Genomic DNA, 20,616 nt, shown 5'->3' with positions numbered 1-20,616 from the left:
CCGAGTCGGCCCCACCTGCCTCGCGGTAGGTGGGGCCGACTCCGTCGTGCACCCCTCGTGAAACCCCGTCTGCGTGTCGGCAAGCCCACAGGCCCGCACGGCGAAATCCCGGTGCGGCGGGTCCAGGCCTTGACCTACCCTGGTCGACGTGATGCAGCAACTGCTCTTCCTCTGAGGGACGACGCCTCCACCGGTACCGCGGTTTCGCGCTACCGGGTCTCGTCCTTCCTGCTCATCACCTTCACCGGAGGCAGTCCTCCCATGTCATCCCAGCTCTCGCCCGCGCTCGTGCGCGCGGCGCACGTCCGCGCGTCCGACGTGCACCTCTCCTTCGGCGGACGGCCCGTGCTCGCCGGGGTCGACCTCGCCGCCGCCGCCGGTGACCGGGTCGCCGTGGTCGGCGAGAACGGCCGCGGCAAGACCTCCCTGCTCCGGGTGCTCGCCGGCGACCTGCCCGCCGACCGCGGCGACGTGCGCCGCGCGGGCTCGGTCGGGGTCGCCGACCAGCAGCTCCCGCTCGGACCCGCCGACACCGTCGGCGACCTGATCGACCTCGAACTGGCCGCCGTGCGCGGCGTCCTGGCCCGCCTGGAGCGCGCCACCGACGCGCTCGCCGACGGCCGTCCCGGCGCGGACGACGCCTACGCCGCCGCGCTCGCCGAGGCCGAGGCGCTCGACGCGTGGGACGCCGACCGGCGGGTCGAGGTCTCGCTGGCCGCGTTGGGCGCCGTGGACGACCGGACCCGACCGCTCGGCGCCCTGTCGGTCGGCCAGCGCCACCGCGTGCGGCTCGCGTGCCTGCTCGGCGCCGGGCACGCCGTGCTGCTGCTGGACGAGCCGACCAACCACCTGGACGCGGGCGGGCTCGACCACCTCACCGAACGGCTGCGCGCCCACCCCGGCGTCGTCGTGCTGGTCAGCCACGACCGGGCGCTGCTCGCCGACGTGGCCACGACGGTGGTCGACCTCGACCCGTCCAGCGACGGCCGGCCGCGGGTGTACGGCGGCGGCTACACCGCCTACCTCGACGCCCGCCGCGCCGAGCGGGCCCGGTGGGAGGCGCTGCACGCCGAGCAGGTCGCCGAGCGACAGCGCCTGGCCGACGACCTGTCCGCGGCGCAGAACCGGCTGCGCGACAACTGGCGGCCCGGCAAGGGGCACGGCAAGCACAGCCGCGCGACCCGCGCGCCCGGCCTCGTGCGGGCCGTGCACCGACGGCAGGAGGAGCTGAACGCGCACGTGGTCGAGGTCCCGCCGCCGCCGGCCAGGTTCGCCATGCCGGAGTTGCCCGAGCACGAAGGAGCGACCCTCCTGCGCGCGGACGGCGTCACCGTCGCCGGGAGGCTCGACCACCCGGTCGACCTGGCGTTGGACTCGGGCGACCGGCTGGTGGTCACCGGGCCCAACGGCGCGGGCAAGTCGACGTTGCTGTCCGTGCTGGCCGGAGCCCTGGAGCCGACCACGGGGACGGTCACCCGGGCCGCGGCGGCGCGAATCGGGCGGTTGGGCCAGGAGTCCGACCCGCACGGTCGGCGCACGGCCGCGGAGCTGTACGACGAACGGCTCGCGCGCTCGGGCGTGCCGGGGCCGGGTCTGGCCGAGTTGGGCCTGCTCGACGGCTACGACCGGCGTCGACCGGTGGACGAGCTGTCGGTCGGCGCGCGGCGGCGGCTCGACCTGGCGCTGGTGCTGGCGGCCCGCCCGCACGTGGTGCTGCTGGACGAGCCGACCAACCACCTCTCGGCCGCGCTGGTCGACGAGCTGACCGCCGCGCTCGGCGCCACCCCGGCCGCGGTGGTGATCGCGACGCACGACCGGCAGCTGTTGCGCGACACGGGATCGTGGCCACGACTGGCCGTGTGAGCGGTCGGAGGAGGACCGGTTCCGGCGGCGGGCGACCGTCGCCGGAACCGGTGACTCCACGACGCGGTGGTGTCAAATGTCCGCGGCACGACGGCGCAGCACGGCGTCCAGCGACCAGCGGCCCGGTCCCACGACGAGCAGGAACGCCAAGCCGAGCAGCATCGCCCAGTCGGTGCGCGACTCGTGCGCCAGGTCCCAGAGACCGTCCGCCTTGGGTTTGTCGGCCGAGCCGCCCCAGAGGATGGGCACCTTCGTCAACGCCAGCGCCAGCACCATGTTCACCAGCATCGGCAACGCGGCCAGGCGGGTGAGCAGACCGACCAGCAACAACGCTCCGCAGGTCGTTTCCGCGACGGCGGACAGCGGGCCGAAGAACTCCGGCGCCGGGATCCCGATCGTCGCGAACCGCCCGGCGGCCTGCTCGTCCGGGTACCGGAACTTGCCGATGCCCTCGGACAGGAACACCGCGCCGACCGCCAGCCGGATCAGGATCACCGCGGCGGGCCCGTCCGCCTTCAGCCATGCGGTCTTCACGCGCGTTCACCCCCACGCGATCCGTGCGACGTCGGATCACGGTAGCGCACGGTGCCGTGCCGCCGGGACGTTCCGCGACGGCTCCGGGCTGCGATCGCGGGCGGCCGGCGCGATCGTGGTGTGGTGAGTGCGAAGGACCCCGACGAACGCCGGCTGACGCTGCCCGCCGTCCGTTCCGACGAGCGCGGCGCGGCGCCGGTGCTGGTGGTCGGCTTCGACGGTCGAGCGGCGAGCCTGGCCGCGTTGCGCACGGCGGCGGACCTCGCGCGTCGCCTGGGCGCGGACCTGCACGTGGTGCACGGCGTGGACGTGCGCGACTACCCGGTCGACCCCGACGTCGCGGTCGAGGTCTGGGAGGGCCACGCGCGCGAGGCGCTCGAACACCTGCACGTCCAGGTCCGCGCGGCGCTGGCCGACCACCCCGGGAACTGGACCTACCACGCGTCGGACGGCGACCCGGTGCGGCTGCTGGTGACCGTGGCCGAGGAGCAGGACGCCCTGATGGTCGTGGTGGGGACGCACCGGCACCGGTCGCTGAGCCGGGTGATGCGCCGCTCGGTCAGCCACCACCTGCCCAAGGCCGCCCACCGGCCCGTGCTGCTGGTCGCCGACCCCGCCGATCGCTGACCTGCGCCGTCCTGCCGGGATGGACGTGGAGCCGGTTGACGAATCACGACTTGTTCTATAAGAATTAGAACATGCTCTTCCGGGTCGACCCCACCAGCAGCACCCCGCTGGGAGACCAGATCGCGGCCTGCGTGCGAAACGCCCTGATCAGCGCCACTCTGAGCCCGGGCGAGCGGCTGCCGCCCGCCCGGGAGCTCGCGTCCTCGCTCGGGGTGAACATGCACACCGTGCTGCGGGCCTACGCGACCCTCCGGGACGAAGGGCTGATCGAACTGCGACGAGGGCGCGGCGCGGTCGTCACCTCGGCCGCGACCGAGGAGCGGGCACGGCTGGCCGACGCGGTGCGGGAGGTCGCGGCGGCGGCCCGGCGGATCGGCATGGACGCCGACGAGGTCGTCGTCCTGATCAGGAAGGCGTTCACATGAGCCAGGTGCTGCGGTGGCTGACCGGCCTCGTCCTCTTGCCCGGCGCGGTGCTGGGCACCACCGCCTTGCTGGTGTCGGGCTGGGTCGGCAGACTGCCGGAACGGATTCCCAACAAGGGCGGGGGCGGGCGGCCGGTGCTCAGCACGCTGGCCACCGAGCCCTTGATCACCGTCGGGCTGGGTGCGATCGCCGGGCTGTGGCTGCTGGGCGTGGTGGTGTTCTTCCTGGCCAGGCTGCTGCCCGCGCCGGCCGTGCACTGGGCGCGCGCCGTGACGCAGCTCGTGGTGGCGGTGCTGGTCACCGCGTTGTGCGGCGCCCTGGTCCTCGTCCTGGTCCCGGCCTTGGACGCGCGCGGCCCCGAGGACGTGGGGACGCCGCCGGTGCCCCTCGCGGTCGGGCTGCCGGTGGCGGTGCTGGTGGTCGGCGCGCTCGCCTTCGCGGTGGCCGGGCGGCGTTCCTCGGGACTGCCCCTGGCCGGTTCGCCACCCGCGGACGTCGTCCGGATCCCGTTGGCCGACGGGGAGCGGGTGTTGTGGAGCGAGCAGCGCGTGCTGCGCTTCGTGGTCTGGGCCGCCGCCGCGCAGGCGCTGATCGGGGTGGTCATGGTGGTGGTGTTCGGGCTGTGGCTGGGTGTCGAGTTCGCGCCGGTCGGCCTGGTCGCCGTGCTCACCGCCGCGGTGACGCTGGCGGGCAGCCGGTACCGGCTGGCGGTGGACGAGCACGCGGTGCGCGTGGCCATCGGGCTGTTCCGGCGCGAGTTCCCCCTGACGGCCGTCGAGCACGCCACGAGTTCCCCGCTGTCCACCGACGACTGGCTGGTGGCCGGCGTGCTCCACGGCTACGGCACCATGATGGCCCCCGCCCCGGGCCCGGCCGTGCGACTGGTGTTCGCCGACGGCAGCAGGTTCACCGTGGGCAGCGAGGACGCCGACACCCTGGCCGCCCTGATCAACGGCCTGCGTCACCGCCGGCACCCGGCCTAGCCTCGACTTCGCCACCCGATCGTGTGACATCGGCGAACGGGCCGTTCGCGGAAAGGCCACGGCCGCAGGCCTTCCGTCCCGCCGGGATCGACGCTCTGCACGCGAGGTGGTCGTCGAGCCGGAGGCCGGGCGCCGTCGCGCGGCGGGCGGCCGGGATCGCCCGCGCGCACCCAGGCCGTCCGCGGCTCGCGGACTTCCAGCCCGTGTCACCCGGCGGGCCGGGGTGGGACCGGCCCGGACGAGGTGGACGACTCGCCGGCGGCTCGGCGTCCGCCGGCCCGCTGCGTCGCGGTCCCGGTCAGTCGCCGATCCGGCGGAGCCACTCCCTGATGATCGGCCGTGTCGCGGGCGTGGCGTGCACCCAGCCCTGGCCGCGGGCGTCGGTGTAGCGGACGACCAGCCAGCGGCCGTCCGGGCAGTCGAGCGTGGTGATGAACGACTCCGAGCGCCGGCGTCGCCCGTACCGGTCGCGGGTGGCCGCGAAGAGCTTCGCGACGCCGGCGCGCGGGCGCTGCATCAGCTCGACCAGCGGCCGTGACGTCGACGCCTCCTCGGCGCGGGCGTTGATCGACGAACCCCGGCCGGCCCGCAGCTCCGGCAGGCACGACACCAGCCGGTCCGACGGGTCGCCGCGCAGCGCGTCGATCCGCACGTGACCGTTGTCCCGCAACGCGAAGACGCCGTGCCGCCCGGCCGTGGCGACGACGACCGGCAGCGTGACCTCGCGGTTGAACGCGATCCAGCCGAAGCACTCGAAGTCCGCGAACGCGAGCAGCCGCAACGCCTCCAGCGCTTCGTCGACCCGCACGCCGTCGCGGTACAGCGCCTGCTCGACCTCCAGGGTGTTGGCCTCGGCGGGCGGCACGTGCAGCACGGTGTGGTGCTCGCCGATGTTGTCGTGGTGCCACAGCACGTCGAACTCCGCGTCGGACAGGACCACCGGTTCGCGCAGCATCAGTCCTCCCCGATCACGGGCGTCACGCTGTCGGGCATCGGGCCGACGAGCGCGTCCGCGTCCTCCTCGAGGTACACGGTGCGCTGGTGCTCCCGGTCGTCTTCCTCGCGCGTGTACGGGGCGTGCGGCGCGAAGCCGCCCATCCCCGCCATCCCGACCTTGCCGGCCGCGCCGCGGGCGCCGGCCCCCGCGGGGACGTTGGGCGGCGGCGTCCTGCCGAGCACGCCGGAGCGGTCGCCCGCGTCGAGGGCGCCGCGCTGTCCCCTGGTGCCGGTGGGGTCGGCGATGCCGATCCCGCCCGGGAGCACCGGCGCGCCACCGGCCAGGTGGTCGCCCTTCGGGAGGTTCGACGTGTGCGCGGTGTCGTGGGCGGACGGCGGGCGTGACGCGATCGGCACGCCGCCCGGCACACCGGCGGACCAGTCGGCGACCGCCGTCCGGTCACCCGGCGGCAACGGCGCGGTGGGCCGCTGGACGGCGGGCGCCCGACCGCCGAGGTCCCCGTCGCCACCGCCGGCCTCGCTGGCCGACGTCCGGCCGCCGCCACCGCCACCGCCCACCGAGGGCGGCGCGGAGGTCCGGTCACCGCCGGCCGCTCCCGCCGACGACGGCGACGTGCCGCCCGCGTCGCCGACCTGTGGAGGTGCGGAGGTCGCCGACCGCACAGTGGGGCCGCCCGCGGCCTGCACGGCGGTGTCCGCACCCGCGCCGCCCGCGGCCTGGGGCGTCTGCGGCAGCATCGCCTGGTTCTGGCCCGTCGCCGTGGCGTACTCGGCGTAGACGCGGCGGTTGTTCGCGTCGGCCTTGAACCACTCCTTGCGCGCGAGCTCGTTGTCGGTGTCCCACGGCGTGATCTCGTCGAAGAGGGTCAGCTCCGGCGGGTGCTCCGTCGCCATCGGCATCACCACCTGCCGGAGCCGGCTGTAGCTCTGCGCCTGGGTCCTCAACGAGGCGTCGGCCTGGTGCAGCGTCTCCTGCGCGCGCTGGAGGGCCTCCTCGATCGGCCGCACGGCCTGCGCCGCCCGGTCCGACGCCTTGCCCTGCCAGGTGGTCTGCATCTCGGAGGTGAGCCGGCGCAGTTCGTCGCCGAGGGCCTGGATGCGGGTGCCCGCGTCCTTCGACACGTCCGCCGCCTGGTTCAGCCCATCGGGGCCCGCGCCCTGGGACACCATCTGGTAGATCTGGTAGCCGTTGAGTTCCGCCATCACCCGGTCACCGCCCAGCGTCCTTCGTTGCCCTGTTCGGTCTTCGCGTACTGCTCGACCGAGGCCTTCAGCTCCTCGATCCGCGCCTGCAGGTCCCGCTCGATCGCCGAGACCGAGTCGAGGTGCGCCTGGCCCGCCTGGCAGGCGGCGGTGATGAAGGAGGTGGTCGCCGGGTCCTCCATCGGGGGTGGGATCTGCGCGAGCAACCGGCTCTGCCGGTTGGTCGCGGTCAGCTCGTCACGCACCTTGCCGTGCCTGCCGACCACTGCGTGGAGGGTGTCGATGGTCACTTCGAAATCGCCCATGAGCGCAGCGTGGCGAACGCGGTCGGGGACCCCTCCCCGTCTGTCGCGGCGGACGGCGAGGTGTCCCTCCCGTGGTCGGGAGGGGTCCCGGGGCGTTGCGGGGACACTGCGCGGCAACAGGAGGAGGCCGGCATGAACAGCGAGAGCCTGGCGCGCGACGTGCCGCGCGCCGCGCCGGGAGCCGTCGTCGCCCTGGCGCTGAGCGGGAAGATCAGCGTCAGCCCGGTCGAGGGGCGCCGGGTGCGGTTCGGCCGCAACCGGCCGGACGTCGACCTGTGCGTCGGCGAGACCGACCCGCGGGTCAGCCGCCTGCACGGCCTCCTGACCCGGCACGCCGGCCGGTGGTGGGTCACCAACACCGGGCGGCTGCCCATCCGCCTGCCCAAGACCCGGTGGCTGTTCCGCGACGAGGACCCGGTGCCGCTGGCCGACGGCTACACGCCGCTGTTCATCCGCGGCTCCCACGACCGCGAGCACCTGCTCGAGCTGTACGTCGCGGGCGAGGACGGCAGCCACCCGGCGACCCGCCACGCCGCCGTGACCCAGCCGCCCAAGCGGTGGCGGCTCACGCCGGACGAGCACCTGCTGCTGGTCGTGCTGGGGCAGCGCTACCTGCTGCACGAGGCCAACCCGCAGCCGGTGTCGCGCCAGCACGTCGCCCAGGTCCTCGACGAGCTCCAGCCGGACGCCGGGTGGAGCGTCAAGCGGGTCGAGCACATGGTCGCCGACGTCCGGGCCAGGCTGTCCGCGGCGGGTGTGCACGGCCTGCTGCGCGAGGAGGTCGGCGAGCCGGTCGGCAACGCGCTCAACGACAACCTGCTGCGCGAGCTCGTCCTGTCGACCACGCTCGTGCCGCCGGACCTGGCGGTGCTGGACTCCCTGTCCTGACGTCCGGTGGCCGCCTTTCGGGTGAAAGTCCGGCCTGACGGCCGGTTCACCCGCGTCGGCCGGACGAAGCTCATGACGGCGTCCCAACGTGGTCCCTACACTACGCACCGTGCGCACGGGGGATGTGGTCGGCGGGCGGTACGAGCTGGAGGACGCCCGCGGCTCCGGATCCGGTGGTGTCGTCTGGGGCGCGTTCGACCGGAAGCTGAAGCGGCGGGTGGCGCTCAAGCGCCCCCACGCGGCGGCGGACCGGACCGATCGGACCCGGTTCCGCCGGGAGGCCGAGACCGCCGCGCAGGTGCAGCACCCGAACGCCGTCTCGATCTTCGACACCGTCGACGCCGACGACTGCTGGCTCGTCATGGAGTACCTGCCGGCGGAAAGCCTCGACAAGACGCTGGCGAAGGGTCCGCTGCCGCCCGAGCGGGTGGCGCGGATCGGTGTGCAGATCGCGGGCGCGCTGGCCGCCGTGCACGCGAAGAACATCGTGCACCGCGACGTGAAGCCGGGCAACGTCCTGGTCACCGACGACGACCTGGCCAAGCTGACCGACTTCGGCATCTCCATCTGGCGTGACGTGACCCGCACCGACGACGGCAGGGTCACCGGCACGCCCGCGTACACCTCGCCCGAGGTGGCCGGCGGCCACCCCGCGAGCCGTGCCTCGGACGTCTTCTCCCTCGGCGCCACGCTGTTCGCCGCGGTCGAGGGCACGCCGCCGTTCGGCAACGGCGAGCCGCACGAGGTGCTGAAGCGCGCGCGGCGCGGCGAGACGCTGCCGATGCGCCAGGCGGGTCCGCTCGCCCCGCTGCTGGCGGAGATGCTGCGACCGCGGCCCGACCAGAGACCTACCGCCGACGAGGTCCGATTACGGCTCAAGGACGTCGTCGGCGACTGGGAGCCGCCACCGGCGCCGGTCGAACGCCCGATCCGGGCCGCGGCACGGCGCCGTCCGTCGCTCCGGGCCGTCGCCGGGCTCGCGTTCGTCCTGGCGCTCAGCGCGATCGTGTTCACCTGGCAGTACCAGGCGCCGGCGGCGCAGCAGCCGCCCGCGGCCGGCGGTCTCGTCGGCGACGAGCGCTCCGCCGACCCCTGCGCGTTGATGGACGAGGAGGCGCTGCGCCGGTTCGGCCCGACGCTGCTGTTCACCACCTACGGCAACTTCAACCGCTGCGACGTGGTGGTCGACATCGGCGCGAAGGCGTCGGTGGACGTCGAGGTCCAGCTCATCACGCGCGCGTCGCGCACGGTCCAGGGGAAGCCGTTCGAGGTCCTCGAAGGCCCCTTGCAGAGCGGCGAGTGCGACCGCACCGTGGTGGTGGACGACGTCTACGCCGTCCGGGTGGCGGCGAAGCTGCCGAACCCGCCGCTGGACCTCTGCGTCGTGGCCCGGGTCGCGACGGACACCGTGCTGGAGGTGCTCCGGAGCGGTCCGATCCCCCGGCGGACCACCCCGTTCCCCGTCGGCTCGCTCGCCCACGCCGACGCCTGTCGGGTGCTGGACGACGAGACGCTCACCGAGGTGGCCGCGGTCGACGCCGACACGGCCGTGAACGTGTTCGGGAACTGGGCGTGCAAGTGGTTCAGCACGGTCGGCGGACCGGGCATCAACCTGCGCTTCGACCAGCACCCGGCGCAGAAGCTGATCGAGGGCGAACTGGTCGATCTCGGCGGTCAGCCCGGGTACGTCAAGGTGGACGCCGATGCGAGCACGAGCTGCACCGTCAGGGTTCCCCACCAGCCGCCGGACGTGCCGCAGCCGGCGCACATCGGCGTGGTGGTGCTGACCGTGACGGGTGACCGGGCGGGCGCCGAGTACTGCGCCCGCGCCATGCGCCTGGCGGAGGTGGCCGCCGCGAGGCTGCCCTCCTGACCGCGCCGGGGTCGACGGGCCGGACCGCACCCGCCGACCCCGGTGTCGAACGTCGTCGTGCGGGCCGCCCTACCGGGCGTGCGGGCCGACGTCCCACGCGCGGAGCGGTCCTCGGACGACCGCGGCGGTCGACCTCTCGTCCGCGCCGACGTCGGTGACCCCGACCCGCGGCTGGCCGTCCATGTCGTCGGTGACGAACGCGTGGCCGCCCGTGCCGGCGTCGATCGCCGGGCTGCCCGCGCCGATGCGGTGCACGGGTCCTTCGCGCCGCAGCAGCGGGTCGACCGGGCGGATCGCCTCGGCGGGCGCGCTGACACCGACGGTCGCGGTTCCGGTCGCCCACGCGACGTTCCCGACATAGGTCAGGTTCACGGGCGTCTTGAGCTCGTTGAACAGCTTGCCCCGCGCCCCGGTCACGATGTTGTCGGCGATGGTGGAGTCGACCGGGGGGAACGTGTAGTTGGCGCCGATCTCGATGTTCGACGTGTTGTCCACGAAGGTGTTGTTCACGACGACCGCCCGGTAGACGCGCCAGTGCGCGTTCAACGCGCCCGAGGTGTCCACGTCGCCGCCGTCGAGCTGGAGCGCGGCGTCGTAGCCGGATCCGGTCAGACCCTCGAAGTGGTTGTTGTAGACCTTGTGGTCCTCGCCGTAGAGCCGGATCCCGCCGGTTCCCTCCTTGCCCTCGCCGAGGAAGAAGTTGCCGTGCAGGGAGCCGCGGTTGCCGTGGCGGTGCGATAGCGTCCCCTGCGAGGACCGGAAGGTGTTGTAGCGCACGGTGTCGTCGTTGCTCTTCACGGAGATGATCTCCGGGTCGCCGTCGCAGTCCTCGAACAGGTTGGACTCGACCACGGTGAACCCGCTGGAGCGGGAGATCGTGCTCCGGCCGACCCGGATGGCCTCCATCTCGTTGACCGCGCGCGGGCCGATGTCGCGGAAGTGGTTGTGGTCGATGCGGTCGTGCCGCGACTGCTCGGTCTCCGAGCCCTCGATGGTGATGAAGTTGCCCAGTTGGCGCTTCTGCTCGAACAGGTTGTGGTCGATCCGGTTGTGGTGGCTGTTCTCGCCGTCGACGAGCACCCAGTTCGTCTTCGCGTCCTCGGTGAGCCGGAAGTGGTTGCGGGTCAACCGCACGTGGTGGGAGCCGGTGATCCGCAAGGTCGAGCGGTTGGTCCACCGGAAGCCCTCGAAGGTCACGTGCGAGGAGCCCGCCACCTCCAGCTGCCCGTCGTCCACCACCGCCCCGCCGCGGTGGGCGGCCACGACGGTGATGGGCTTGGCCGCGGTGCCGTGCTTGCCGGTCATCGCGCCGATCGAGTACCGGCCGTCGGCGACCACGATCCGGTCACCGGCGCGGGCGTCGGCGAGGGCGTCGCGCAGTCGGGTCGAGTCCGTGACGTGGACGACGCGGTCGACGCCGTGGTCGCCGTCGACCGCGTCGGGCGGCATGTTCCCGGCGTCCGAGGCGCCGGCGATCGGCAGCGGCGAGGCCGCCCCCGACGTGCTGGGCCGCGACACGGCGGAGACGCCCGCCACGAGCAGCACCGCCAGGAGCACACCAACAGTCCGTGACATCGGGATCCTCGCTCTTGACCGGGGAAACGACATCCGAACAGCATGTCCGACCACCTCCGGGACCAGTCCCGACGACCGCGACCCGGCACGGTCACGCGTCGGCACGGGATCGGGTGGCCGGGGCACGCTGATCACGCGGTGGTCCCGCGGCCCCCGTGGTCGAGGTCGTGCAGTCGGCGTTCGACGCGGGCGGTGTCGGTGGCGCGTCCCTGGTCGCGGTAGACGGTCAGCGCCTCCTGCCAGGCCGCGCGGGCCTCGGCGGGTTCTCCTGGCGCCGCATGGGACGGGCCGCGGTGCCACCACCATCGCCCATTCGGGTGCTAACGCCCGCTCCGAACGGCCGATACCACCGGTAGAGGTGCACGCGGGGAGGTAGCGTCGCCGACGTGGAGCCCAGGCGCGGGGTCGTCACCCCGGAACTGGAGCGGTGGAGCCGGGACGCCGAGGACGGCGACCGGCGGACCGCCCTGGTTCGGCTGCGCGGCGGAGCGGAGGTCGGGCAGGCGACCGAACGGCTGACGTCGCTCGGCATGGAGGTCACCAGCACCGGTCCCGGCTCCGTCATCGGCACCGTCTCACCCCCCGCGCTGCGCCGGATCGCTCAGGAGACCTGGGTGCTCGCCGTCGAAGGGCCCCGAACCCTCAGGTCGCTGCGGCACGACTGAAGGGGTGGGGGCAGTGGAACCCAGACGTGACACGGTTCTGGACGCGCGGTTGCGCAGGGCGGCGGCGTTCGCGGACCTTGACCTGCCGCCGGGTGCGAGCATCGGGGCACGAGCGCTCGCCGTGGGAGGACGGGCCACCGACCCGCGCCGGACGACGGTGAAGCTGCTGGTCCGGTCTGCGGAGTCGAAGGTGGTCGAGGGCTGGCTGGCGAAGGTGGGCGGCCACGTGGTGTCCGCGCCGCCGGACCCGGCCTCGTCCGGCCAGGTGGTGGTGCTGGCGGTCGTCCCGGTCGCCGCGCTGTCCTCACTGGACGGGCAGCCCTGGCTGCTGCGCGCCGAGGCGCCGAAGGAGATGTTCACCCGCATGGACCGGGCGCGCGGCCCGGTGACCGGCGTGGACGCGCTCCAGGCCGCGCACGGCGACCTCACCGGCGCTGGTGTGCTGGTGGCGGTGGTGGACACCGGGATCGACTGGGCGCACCCGGACTTCCGCCACGACGACGGCACCACCCGCCTGGAGCGGTTCGTGCACGCCCACGTCCGCGAGGGCTCGGACGAGTCCACGTTCGCCGTGTTCGACGCGACCGCGATCAACAAGGCGCTCAACGGCGGTCCGCCCATCCCGACCGGCGACCCGGGCGGCCACGGCACGCACTGCGCGTCCATCGCGGCCGGCAACGGGCGCGGCACGTCCGACCGCAGGTTCCGCGGCGTGGCGCCCAAGGCGTCGCTGATGGGCGTGCGCGCCGAACCGCTGCTGGACGTGCACGTCATCGAGGGCATCCGCCAGGCGTTCGACCTGGCCGGCGACCGCCCGGCGGTGGTGAGCCTGAGCCTGGGCGGCCACTTCGGCGCCCACGACGGCACGTCCGCGATCGAGAACGAGATCGCGCGCGCTACCGGGCCGGGCCGGATCGTGGTCGCGGCGGCCGGCAACGAGGGCGACGACGGCGTGCACGCCCAAGGCCGCCTGGTCGTCGGCGAGGAGCTGTCGTTCACCGTGCGGGTGCCCGACACCGGCCTGGTGTTCTGCGACGTGTGGATCCCGCGCGGCGACCAGGTGGACGTGTTCGTGGAAACGCCCAGCGGGACCAGGTTCGAGCCCAACACCGGCGAGACGTCCACCCCGGACGGCGTCTTCGTCGCGGACTTCGTGGAGAACCCGGTCAACCACGAGCAGAACCTGACCTTCCTGATGATCGACGGCACGGTCGACGAGCGCTGGACCATCCGCATCACACCGCTCTCCGTGGCGCACGGTGAGGTCCACGCGTGGGCCGGCTCGGTGGACGGCGGTCGGCTGATGTTCCCCGGCGCGCCCTTGGAGGGCTACTCGATCGGCATGCCCGCGACCGAGGAACGGGTGGTCGCGGTGGGTTCCCTCACGTCCCGCAACAAGTTCGAGGGGCCGCAGGGCGACTCGACCCTGCCGGGCCTCGTGGTGGACACCCTGTCGTCGTTCTCCAGCCAGGGGCCCACGCGCATCGGCGTGCAGAAGCCGGACGTCGTCGCGCCCGGCCAGGTCGTGACGGCGGCCTTGTCGGCGGGCTCGGAGATGGCCACGTCGCCCCGGTTGGCGGCGCGGCGGCACCCGTCGGGCAAGTACGTCACCATCCAGGGCACCAGCATGGCGACGCCCTTCGTCGCCGGCGTCGTGGCCCTGATGCTGCAACGGGAACCGAGGTTGACGCCGGAGGAAGTCCAGCAGCGCCTGCGCATCACGGCCCGGCGGGACGCCACGACGGGTCCGGTCTGGAACCCGCGCTACGGCTGGGGGAAGCTGGACGCCGAGGCCCTCTTCCGCCCCTGACCCACACCTCCCGGCGACGTGCGAGCACCGCGGTCGACCCATCGCCCCGGCGATCGACTAAACTCATCGCACGTTGAATTGGGAGGGTGCCATGAACTTCGCCAGGCTGCTCGTCGCCCACGGCATCGTCACGCTGGCCGCCGGGATCGTCCTGGTCGTCGCGCCCGCCGCCATCCCGGCCGCGGTCGGCGTCCGGGTGCCCGGCGACGCGTTCCTGGTCCCGTACCTGCTGGGCGCGGCGGAGGTCGCGATCGCGGTCCTCTCGTTCGGCGCCAGTCGGCTCACCGACACCCGGGCGCTGCGCCTGGTCGCCGTCACCTTGATCGTGTTCCACCTGACGACGGCGGCCGTCGAGGCGTACGCGTTCTTCCAGGACCGGGCCGCCGCAGGGGTGTGGGTCAACGTCGGCGTGCGCCTGGCCGTGTCGGCGCTCCTCGCCGTCCAGTCGCCGCCGGTTGTGGCGGGAACTCGCCACGTGGTCGGGTAGTGCCTGGTCAGGGCCCCGGTAGCCGGCGCACGACGTCGTGCCGGACCGCCCTGCGCGCAGCCTGGTGTCGACATCCGGGTGGGGATCACGGATACGATCAAGTCAGGTGGGCCGAGTCCGGTGCCGACCCGTCGCCGCCGCGGACCTCGGCGGCGTCGAAGAGCGGTTTCCCGGGGGTGGGCGTGAGACAGCCGAAGGCGCTCGTGGTCCGTGGCGGGTGGGAGGGCCACCGGCCGGTCGAGGCGACCGGGTTGTTCATCCCGTTCCTGGAGCGCGAGGGCTACGCCGTGCGGGTCGAGGAGTCGACCGGGGTGTACGCCGACGCCGCCGGGATGGCCGACACCGACCTGGTCGTGCAGTGCGTGACGATGTCGCAGATCACCGGCGAGGAGGTGGCCGGGCTGCGGGCGGCGGTCGAGGCGGGCACCGGTTTCACCGGCTGGCACGGTGGCATCGCGGACTCGTTCCGCGCCTCGTCGGACTACCTGCACCTGGTGGGCGGCCAGTTCGCGACGCACCCCGGCAAGCCGCCGGCCGAGCGCGTGGGCGGGCAGGAGGACAACTACCTGCCGCACACCGTCGCCATCACCGCCCTCGGCCGCGAGCACCCGATCACCGCGGGCATCGAGGACTTCGAGCTGGTCACCGAGCAGTACTGGGTGCTGCACGACGACCTGATCGACGTGCTGGCCACCACGACCCACCCCGCGCCGGCGTGGCAGCCGTGGCACCGGCCGGTCACCTGTCCGGCGATCTGGACCCGCCGGTGGGGCGCCGGGCGGATCGTGGTGACGACCCCGGGGCACAGCCTGGACGTGTTGGAGCACCCCGACGTCCGCACCGTCATCGAGAGGGGGATGCTGTGGGCGACCCGCACCGCGTCGGCATCGTAGGTCTCGGGGTCATCTCCCGCGCGTACCTGGACACGCTCGCCACCCACCCCGCCGTGCGCATCACCGCGGTCGCCGACCTCGACGCCGAACGGTCGGCCGCGGTCGCCGCCGGGCTGCCGGGCGCCGAGGCGGTGGGCGTCGAGGACCTGCTCGACGGGTCGGACGTCGACACCGTGCTCAACCTCACCACGCCCGCGGCCCACGCCGGGATCGCGCTGCGCGCCATCGACGCGGGCAAGAACGTGTTCGGCGAGAAGCCCCTCGCCGTGACGTTCGCGGACGGCCGGACGATCATCGACCGCGCCGCCGCGGCCGGTGTCCGGGTGGGCTGCGCGCCGGACACCGTTCTCGGCACGGGCACGCAGACCGCGCGTGCGGCGATCGACCGCGGGCTCATCGGCCGCCCGCTGTCCGCGTCGGCCGTGATGGTCACGCCGGGGCACGAGCGCTGGCACCCCAACCCCGACTTCTACTACACCGCGGGCGGCGGTCCCCTGCTGGACATGGGTCCGTACTACATCGCCGCGCTGGTCCACCTGCTCGGCCCGGTGCGCGCGGTGATCGGCGCGGCGGGCCGCCTGCGCGACGAGCGCGTCATCGGGTCCGGACCGCGGACGGGTCAGCGGATCCCGGTCGAGGTCGCCAGCCACGTCTCCGGCGTGCTCGAACACGTCGGCGGCGCGCTCTCCACCATCACGACGAGCTTCGACGGCGTGGCCACCACCGCCGTGCCGATCGAGGTGCACGGCGAGACCGGCACCCTCGCGGTGCCGGACCCCAACCACTTCGACGGCGAGACCCGGCTCTTCGCGCTGGGCGGCACCGAGTGGCGGGCACTGCCCCCGAGCGCGGGCTACGCCGGGGCCGGCCGCGGCATCGGTCTGCTCGACCTCGTGACGGCCGGTGGACAACGACTCCCGCGCGCGGGTGGGGACCTCGCGTTGCACGTGCTCGAAACCATGACCGCCGTGCTGCGCGCGGCGGAAGAAGGACGGCGGATCGAGCTGACGACCACGGCCGAGCGACCGGCACCGGTCCCGCTGACGCCCGCGGCGGAGTGGTCCGCCAACCGCTGACGCGGGCGAACCCGGCTGCGAACCGCTCCCGCGCCGGGTGCGATGCGGTTGCCGGCACCGGTATCGCGGCGCGCCCGGCGGGTCGCCGGGTCCGTTGTGGTCGGACGGGTGCTTGCTACCGTGACGCATGCTTTCATTGCGCGCCAACGGTGTCGAGCTCGGTGTGGAGTGCTTCGGCCGTGAGGGTGATCCGCTGGTGCTGCTGGCCGGTGGCACGACGATGCTGTCCTGGCCGGACGCGTTGTGCGAGCGGGTGGCGGCGGGCGGGCGCCGGGTGGCGCGCTACGACCTGCGCGACTGCGGTGGCTCCACGACCGTCGACCCGGAGGCGCCCGGCTACACGCTCCGCGATCTCGCCGCGGACGCGGTGGCGCTCGTCGACGCGCTCGGGGCCACCACCGCGCACCTCGGCGGCATCGGCGTCGGCGGCATGGTCGCCCAGGTCGCCGCGCTCGACCACCCCGCGGCGTTCTCGGCGCTGACCCTGGTCGGCACGCGCCCGGTCGCGCCGGGCCCCGTCGACGAGGACCTGCCCGACCACGACCCGGCGGCGATGCGTGCGCTGTTCTCCCTGCCCAGACCCGACTGGAGCGACCCGGCGGCGGTCGCCGCGTACGGCGCCGAGCGGGCCGAGCTGCTCGGCGACGACCCGGAGCAGGCGCGCGCGACCGCCGCGCGGATCTGGGACCGGACACCGTCGAGCACCCCTGCCGCGCACGAGGCGAACCAGCTCGGGATGGTGTTCGCCCGACTCGACTGCGCGCCGCGGTGGCGCGAGCGGCTCGGCGACCTGACCGTGCCGACGCTGGTCGTGCACGGCCGCGAGAACCTGTTCTTCCCGGTCGGCAACGGCGAGGCGCTCGCCGCCGAGATCCCCGACGCCCGGTTGCTCGTCCTGCCCGGCACGGCCACCGCCCTCCCCGACACCGCCGCCGACCAGGTCGCCGCCGCGATGCTCGACCTGCCGACCGCTCGTCCGAAGGCGTGACCGCCGAACACCCCCGAGCACTGCCACTCCGCCGGACGGGCCGGCGCAGCACCCGAGGCGGCCACCGCCGGCTCGGAGTGCGCGGTGCCTGCCCGCCGATCCGCGCGGGTCAGTGGTCGCTCAGCGCCCGGTAGTGGTCGATCTTCGCGTCCAACGACGTCAGGCAGTCGGAGAGTTCGGCGATCCGCCGCCGGACCGCGTCGCGGTGCCGTTCCAGCAGCTCCAAGCGCTCCGGGACGGTCACGTCGCCCCGCCTGCGCAGTTCGGCGAAGCGCCGCATGTCCCGGATGGGCATGCCGGTGGTGCGCAGGCGGGTGAGGAAGCCGAGCCAGGCCAGGTCGGCGCTGCGGAAGCGACGCCGGCGGTCCGGGCCGCGGCCGACCGGGTCGAGCAGGCCGATCCGCTCGTAGTAGCGCAACGTGTGGGCGGTCAGGCCGGTGACCTCGACCGTTTCCGCGATGGACAGCACGCTCGTGTCGTTCACGCGGTCGACGGTAGGAGTTGGAGCGCGCTCGAAGTCAACCCGGCAGTTGCCCGAACACGTCCCTGGCCACGGTCACGGCGTTGAGCACGCGGGGGAAGCCGGCGTAGGGCACGACGTGGATCAGCGCCTCGACCACCTGGCCCCGGCTCAGCCCCACGCGCAGCGCAGCGCCCAGGTGCACCCGCAGCTGGGGTGCGGTGTCGCCGGACGCGGTCAGCGCGCCGATGGTCACCAGCTGCCGCTGCGGCGTCGTGAGCCACGGCCGGTGGTACACGTCGCCGAACGCGAACTCGACCACGTAGCGGCCGAGGTCGGGCGCGATGTCCCGCAACGACTCGATCACGTCCAGCCCGTGCTGCCCGTCGACCTCCACCAGGTTCTCCACGCCGCGCGCGTAGCGGTCCCGCTCGTCGGTCTGCACCGGCGGCTCGAACGCGATCCCCCGGTCGGCGAACACCTCCCGGGCGGCCTGCACCGCGTTGAGCGCCCTCGGGAAGCCCGTGAACGGGACGACGTGGATCAGCGCCTCCACGACCTCGACGGGGCTCAGCCCGACCCGGAGCGCCGCGTCGAGGTGGAACCGGAGCTGCGGCGCGGTGTCGCCCTGCGCGGCCAGGGCGCCGATGGTCACCAGCTGCCGCTGCCGCAGGTCCAGTCCCGGCCGGGCGTAGACGTCGCCGTAGGCGAACTCGACGACGTAGCGGCCGAGGTCCGGCGCGATGTCCGACAGCGACTCGACCACCTCGGCGCCGCGGTCGCCCGAGACCTGCCGCAGCACGGCCAGTCCCCTGGCGTACCGGCCGGAGGACGCCTCCGGCGCCGCTGATGCTCCCGGCGCGGTCGCCACCCCGGAGGCCCCGATCAGCGCTCCGGCGGCCAGCAGCGAACGTCGGTTGACGGCGGTGCCGTGATCTGACTTGGTCATGGCGGCGACGCTAGGTCTTCGCGCGCGCTCGAAGTCAACCCTCACCGCTCCCGAGTTGCGCCAGCACGGTCCCCTGGGTGACCGACGCACCCGGCTCCGCGGTCAGCCCGGTGATGACGCCGGCCTTGTGCGCGGTGACCGGGTTCTCCATCTTCATCGCCTCCAGTACCAGCACGAGGTCGCCGGCCTCGACCTGCTGCCCCTCGGACACCGCGACCTTCACCACCGTGCCCTGCATCGGCGCGACGATCGCGTCGCCGGACACGAGGGTCATGCCGCCGCCTCGCCGGCGCGCGGTCGGGCGGGGTTGGCCCGCGGGCGTCGCCGCCGGTGTCGCGCCGTCCACCAGCGCGGTGAAGTCGGCCGGCAGGGACACCTCGACGCGCCGGCCGTTCACCTCCACGGTCAGCCGCCGGCGCGGGAGTTCCTCGACGGTGGCCGGTTGGGCCTGCGGCTCGACCGGGTTGTGCCACTCGGTCTCGATCCACTTGGTGTGCACGTCGAAGGAACCCGGCCCCGCGAACGCCGGGTCGTCCACGACCTGGCGGTGGAAGGGCAGCACGGTGGCGATCCCCTCGACGTCGTACTCGCGCAGCGCGCGCCGCGCTCGCCGCAGGGCCTGCTCGCGGGTGGGACCCCACACGACGAGCTTGGCCAGCATCGAGTCGAACTGGCCGCCGATCACGCTGCCCGCGACGACGCCCGAGTCGACCCGGACGCCCGGACCGCCCGGCTCGCGGTAGCGGGTGATCCGGCCGGGCGTGGGCAGGAAACCCCGGCCGGCGTCCTCCCCGTTGATCCGGAACTCGAACGCGTGCCCGCGCGGCGCCGGGTCACCGGTCAGGTCGAGCGGGTGGCCCTCGGCGATGCGGAACTGCTCCAGCACCAGGTCGACGCCGGTGGTCTCCTCGGTGACCGGGTGCTCGACCTGCAACCGGGTGTTGACCTCCAGGAACGACACGGTCTCGCCCTGGACCAGGTACTCCACCGTGCCCGCCCCGGAGTACCCGGCCGCCAGGCAGATGGCCTTGGCCGAGTCGTGGACCAGTCGACGCTGCTCGTCGGTCAGGAACGGCGCCGGCGCCTCCTCGACCAGCTTCTGGTGCCGTCGTTGCAGCGAGCAGTCACGCGTGCCGAGCACGACGACGTTGCCGTGCCGGTCGGCCAGCACCTGGGCCTCCACGTGCCGCGCGCGGTCCAGGTACCGCTCGACGAAGCACTCGCCGCGGCCGAAGGCGGCGACCGCCTCGCGGGTCGCGGACTCGAACAGCTCCGGGATCTCGTCGAGGGACCGGGCGACCTTCAGACCCCGCCCGCCACCGCCGAACGCGGCCTTGATGGCGACCGGCAGGCCGTGCCGCTCGGCGAACTCGACGATCTCCCGCGCGTCGCCGACCGGACGCCCCGTGCCGGGGACGAGCGGTGCGCCCACGCGCTCCGCGATCCGCCGCGCGGTCACCTTGTCGCCCAGGTCCCGGATGGCCTGCGGGCTCGGCCCGATCCAGGTCAGGCCGGCGTCGAGGACGGACTGGGCGAAGTCCGCGTTCTCCGACAGGAAGCCGTAGCCGGGGTGGACCGCGTCGGCGCCGCACCGCCGCGCCACCTCCAGGATCCGGTCCCCCGACAGGTAGGACTCGGCCGCGGTCCGACCGCCCAGCGCGAACGCCTCGTCGGCCAGCGGCACGAACGGCGCGTCGGCGTCCGGTTCGGCGTACACCGCGACGGAGGCGATCCCCGCGTCGCGCGCCGCCCTGATCACCCGGATCGCGATCTCGCCCCGGTTGGCGATGAGAACCTTGTGCACCTGCGACTCCCTCTCTGTTGCTCGGGTCGGTCCGCTCGGGCCGACCGCTACCCGGCGTTGCGCCAACTGTTGGGCGGCACGAACACAGCGGCCCGCTCCGGGTACAGCCACCGGGGCGCGGCCAAGGGCCGCGCGTCGTCCGGTGGTCGCCGGGCGGCCAGGCACAGCACCGCCAGCAGGGCGCCCAGCTCGGGCTCGTCGAGCGTGCCGGACTCGATCCGCAGGACCGTCTCGTCGACCATGACCGCTCC

Annotated in this window: 21 protein-coding genes; 12 read left to right on the top strand and 9 right to left on the bottom strand. The window is 73.9% G+C overall.

Annotated features, from left to right (window positions below):
- Nucleotides 1-261 precede the first annotated feature (261 nt).
- On the top strand, nucleotides 262-1,863 hold the full coding sequence (locus tag ACZ7GX_RS16670; protein ID WP_498777467.1) for an ABC-F family ATP-binding cassette domain-containing protein: 1,602 nt from the start codon (nucleotides 262-264) through the stop codon (nucleotides 1,861-1,863).
- Nucleotides 1,864-1,935: 72 nt separating this feature from the next.
- Here the strand turns inward: ACZ7GX_RS16670 and ACZ7GX_RS16665 are convergent, their stop codons facing one another.
- Nucleotides 1,936-2,397: a DoxX family protein gene (locus ACZ7GX_RS16665; protein WP_498777465.1), complete on the bottom strand. Its 462-nt coding sequence runs from the start codon at nucleotides 2,395-2,397 to the stop codon at nucleotides 1,936-1,938.
- A 123-nt stretch (nucleotides 2,398-2,520) separates the two neighbouring features.
- On the opposite strand from ACZ7GX_RS16665, the gene ACZ7GX_RS16660 reads away from it, so the two are divergent.
- The 3 genes from ACZ7GX_RS16660 to ACZ7GX_RS16650 all read left to right on the top strand — a co-directional run bounded on the left by ACZ7GX_RS16660 (nucleotide 2,521) and on the right by ACZ7GX_RS16650 (nucleotide 4,432).
- Entirely contained in the window at nucleotides 2,521-3,024 is a 504-nt protein-coding gene (locus ACZ7GX_RS16660; RefSeq protein ID WP_498777463.1) for a universal stress protein, read from the top strand.
- 71 nt (nucleotides 3,025-3,095) lie between these two features.
- Nucleotides 3,096-3,449, top strand: coding sequence for a GntR family transcriptional regulator (locus ACZ7GX_RS16655; RefSeq protein ID WP_498777461.1), 354 nt, complete (start codon nucleotides 3,096-3,098; stop codon nucleotides 3,447-3,449).
- Nucleotides 3,446-4,432, top strand: coding sequence for a hypothetical protein (locus ACZ7GX_RS16650; protein ID WP_498777459.1), 987 nt, complete (start codon nucleotides 3,446-3,448; stop codon nucleotides 4,430-4,432). The genes ACZ7GX_RS16655 and ACZ7GX_RS16650 overlap by 4 nt, the downstream gene beginning before the upstream one ends.
- A gap of 298 nt (nucleotides 4,433-4,730) precedes the next feature.
- Here ACZ7GX_RS16650 and ACZ7GX_RS16645 read toward each other — a convergent pair whose 3' ends face one another.
- The 3 genes from ACZ7GX_RS16645 to ACZ7GX_RS16635 are packed head-to-tail and all read right to left on the bottom strand — an operon-like array spanning nucleotide 4,731 to nucleotide 6,897.
- Nucleotides 4,731-5,387, bottom strand: a complete 657-nt coding sequence (locus tag ACZ7GX_RS16645) for an ESX secretion-associated protein EspG (RefSeq protein ID WP_498777457.1) — start codon at nucleotides 5,385-5,387, stop codon at nucleotides 4,731-4,733.
- Nucleotides 5,387-6,592 carry a WXG100 family type VII secretion target gene (locus ACZ7GX_RS16640; RefSeq protein WP_498777455.1) on the bottom strand — a complete coding sequence of 402 codons (1,206 nt, stop codon included), beginning with the start codon at nucleotides 6,590-6,592 and terminating at the stop codon, nucleotides 5,387-5,389. The genes ACZ7GX_RS16645 and ACZ7GX_RS16640 overlap by 1 nt, the downstream gene beginning before the upstream one ends.
- Entirely contained in the window at nucleotides 6,592-6,897 is a 306-nt protein-coding gene (locus tag ACZ7GX_RS16635) for a hypothetical protein (protein WP_498777453.1), read from the bottom strand. Before ACZ7GX_RS16635 ends, ACZ7GX_RS16640 begins: the two co-directional genes overlap by 1 nt.
- Nucleotides 6,898-7,029: 132 nt before the next feature.
- On the opposite strand from ACZ7GX_RS16635, the gene ACZ7GX_RS16630 reads away from it, so the two are divergent.
- Both ACZ7GX_RS16630 and ACZ7GX_RS16625 read left to right on the top strand, forming a co-directional pair.
- Nucleotides 7,030-7,785 (top strand): FHA domain-containing protein, encoded by a 756-nt coding sequence (locus tag ACZ7GX_RS16630; RefSeq protein ID WP_498777451.1) that lies wholly within the window; start codon nucleotides 7,030-7,032, stop codon nucleotides 7,783-7,785.
- Nucleotides 7,786-7,894: 109 nt separating this feature from the next.
- Nucleotides 7,895-9,658, top strand: a complete 1,764-nt coding sequence (locus ACZ7GX_RS16625) for a serine/threonine-protein kinase (RefSeq protein ID WP_498777448.1) — start codon at nucleotides 7,895-7,897, stop codon at nucleotides 9,656-9,658.
- A gap of 69 nt (nucleotides 9,659-9,727) precedes the next feature.
- Here ACZ7GX_RS16625 and ACZ7GX_RS16620 read toward each other — a convergent pair whose 3' ends face one another.
- Nucleotides 9,728-11,233 carry a chondroitinase-B domain-containing protein gene (locus ACZ7GX_RS16620; RefSeq protein WP_498777446.1) on the bottom strand — a complete coding sequence of 502 codons (1,506 nt, stop codon included), beginning with the start codon at nucleotides 11,231-11,233 and terminating at the stop codon, nucleotides 9,728-9,730.
- Nucleotides 11,234-11,619: 386 nt separating this feature from the next.
- Between ACZ7GX_RS16620 and ACZ7GX_RS16615 the strand changes: the two genes are divergently transcribed.
- From ACZ7GX_RS16615 to ACZ7GX_RS16590, 6 genes are all read left to right on the top strand, one after another.
- Nucleotides 11,620-11,898, top strand: a complete 279-nt coding sequence (locus ACZ7GX_RS16615) for a hypothetical protein (protein WP_498777444.1) — start codon at nucleotides 11,620-11,622, stop codon at nucleotides 11,896-11,898.
- Between the two features lie 13 nt (nucleotides 11,899-11,911).
- Nucleotides 11,912-13,708, top strand: coding sequence for a S8 family serine peptidase (locus tag ACZ7GX_RS16610; RefSeq protein ID WP_498777442.1), 1,797 nt, complete (start codon nucleotides 11,912-11,914; stop codon nucleotides 13,706-13,708).
- 91 nt (nucleotides 13,709-13,799) lie between these two features.
- Entirely contained in the window at nucleotides 13,800-14,195 is a 396-nt protein-coding gene (locus ACZ7GX_RS16605; protein WP_498777440.1) for a hypothetical protein, read from the top strand.
- A gap of 182 nt (nucleotides 14,196-14,377) precedes the next feature.
- A complete protein-coding gene (locus tag ACZ7GX_RS16600; protein WP_498777438.1) occupies nucleotides 14,378-15,088 on the top strand; it encodes a ThuA domain-containing protein in 711 nt (236 codons plus the stop codon).
- On the top strand, nucleotides 15,058-16,164 hold the full coding sequence (locus tag ACZ7GX_RS16595) for a Gfo/Idh/MocA family protein (protein WP_498777436.1): 1,107 nt from the start codon (nucleotides 15,058-15,060) through the stop codon (nucleotides 16,162-16,164). Before ACZ7GX_RS16600 ends, ACZ7GX_RS16595 begins: the two co-directional genes overlap by 31 nt.
- A gap of 127 nt (nucleotides 16,165-16,291) precedes the next feature.
- Nucleotides 16,292-17,152: an alpha/beta fold hydrolase gene (locus tag ACZ7GX_RS16590; protein ID WP_498777434.1), complete on the top strand. Its 861-nt coding sequence runs from the start codon at nucleotides 16,292-16,294 to the stop codon at nucleotides 17,150-17,152.
- Between the two features lie 109 nt (nucleotides 17,153-17,261).
- On the opposite strand, the gene ACZ7GX_RS16585 is transcribed toward ACZ7GX_RS16590, so the two are convergent.
- Genes ACZ7GX_RS16585 through ACZ7GX_RS16570 form a run of 4 tightly spaced genes read right to left on the bottom strand, consistent with a single transcriptional unit; the run spans nucleotide 17,262 to nucleotide 20,607 of the window.
- On the bottom strand, nucleotides 17,262-17,636 hold the full coding sequence (locus tag ACZ7GX_RS16585; protein WP_498777432.1) for a MerR family transcriptional regulator: 375 nt from the start codon (nucleotides 17,634-17,636) through the stop codon (nucleotides 17,262-17,264).
- 34 nt (nucleotides 17,637-17,670) lie between these two features.
- The gene (locus ACZ7GX_RS16580; protein ID WP_498777430.1) at nucleotides 17,671-18,561 is read right to left on the bottom strand and encodes a carboxymuconolactone decarboxylase family protein; all 891 of its coding nucleotides are present in this window, start codon (nucleotides 18,559-18,561) and stop codon (nucleotides 17,671-17,673) included.
- Between the two features lie 34 nt (nucleotides 18,562-18,595).
- Nucleotides 18,596-20,365: an acetyl/propionyl/methylcrotonyl-CoA carboxylase subunit alpha gene (locus ACZ7GX_RS16575; RefSeq protein WP_498777428.1), complete on the bottom strand. Its 1,770-nt coding sequence runs from the start codon at nucleotides 20,363-20,365 to the stop codon at nucleotides 18,596-18,598.
- Between the two features lie 47 nt (nucleotides 20,366-20,412).
- Nucleotides 20,413-20,607, bottom strand: a complete 195-nt coding sequence (locus tag ACZ7GX_RS16570) for an acyl-CoA carboxylase epsilon subunit (RefSeq protein ID WP_498777425.1) — start codon at nucleotides 20,605-20,607, stop codon at nucleotides 20,413-20,415.
- Nucleotides 20,608-20,616: the final 9 nt, after the last annotated feature.

This window comes from Actinosynnema sp. NPDC037264, assembly GCF_055603705.1.
This window is presented reverse-complemented; position numbering and strand designations above follow the sequence as displayed.

Coding starts and splice junctions, on each gene's coding strand:
- ACZ7GX_RS16670 (WP_498777467.1), top strand. CDS start 262: ATGTCATCCCAGCTCTCGCCCGCGCTCGTGCGCGCGGCGCACGTCCGC.
- ACZ7GX_RS16655 (WP_498777461.1), top strand. CDS start 3,096: ATGCTCTTCCGGGTCGACCCCACCAGCAGCACCCCGCTGGGAGACCAG.
- ACZ7GX_RS16650 (WP_498777459.1), top strand. CDS start 3,446: ATGAGCCAGGTGCTGCGGTGGCTGACCGGCCTCGTCCTCTTGCCCGGC.
- ACZ7GX_RS16645 (WP_498777457.1), bottom strand. CDS start 5,387: ATGCTGCGCGAACCGGTGGTCCTGTCCGACGCGGAGTTCGACGTGCTG.
- ACZ7GX_RS16640 (WP_498777455.1), bottom strand. CDS start 6,592: ATGGCGGAACTCAACGGCTACCAGATCTACCAGATGGTGTCCCAGGGC.
- ACZ7GX_RS16635 (WP_498777453.1), bottom strand. CDS start 6,897: ATGGGCGATTTCGAAGTGACCATCGACACCCTCCACGCAGTGGTCGGC.
- ACZ7GX_RS16630 (WP_498777451.1), top strand. CDS start 7,030: ATGAACAGCGAGAGCCTGGCGCGCGACGTGCCGCGCGCCGCGCCGGGA.
- ACZ7GX_RS16620 (WP_498777446.1), bottom strand. CDS start 11,233: ATGTCACGGACTGTTGGTGTGCTCCTGGCGGTGCTGCTCGTGGCGGGC.
- ACZ7GX_RS16605 (WP_498777440.1), top strand. CDS start 13,800: ATGAACTTCGCCAGGCTGCTCGTCGCCCACGGCATCGTCACGCTGGCC.
- ACZ7GX_RS16590 (WP_498777434.1), top strand. CDS start 16,292: ATGCTTTCATTGCGCGCCAACGGTGTCGAGCTCGGTGTGGAGTGCTTC.
- ACZ7GX_RS16580 (WP_498777430.1), bottom strand. CDS start 18,561: ATGACCAAGTCAGATCACGGCACCGCCGTCAACCGACGTTCGCTGCTG.
- ACZ7GX_RS16570 (WP_498777425.1), bottom strand. CDS start 20,607: ATGGTCGACGAGACGGTCCTGCGGATCGAGTCCGGCACGCTCGACGAG.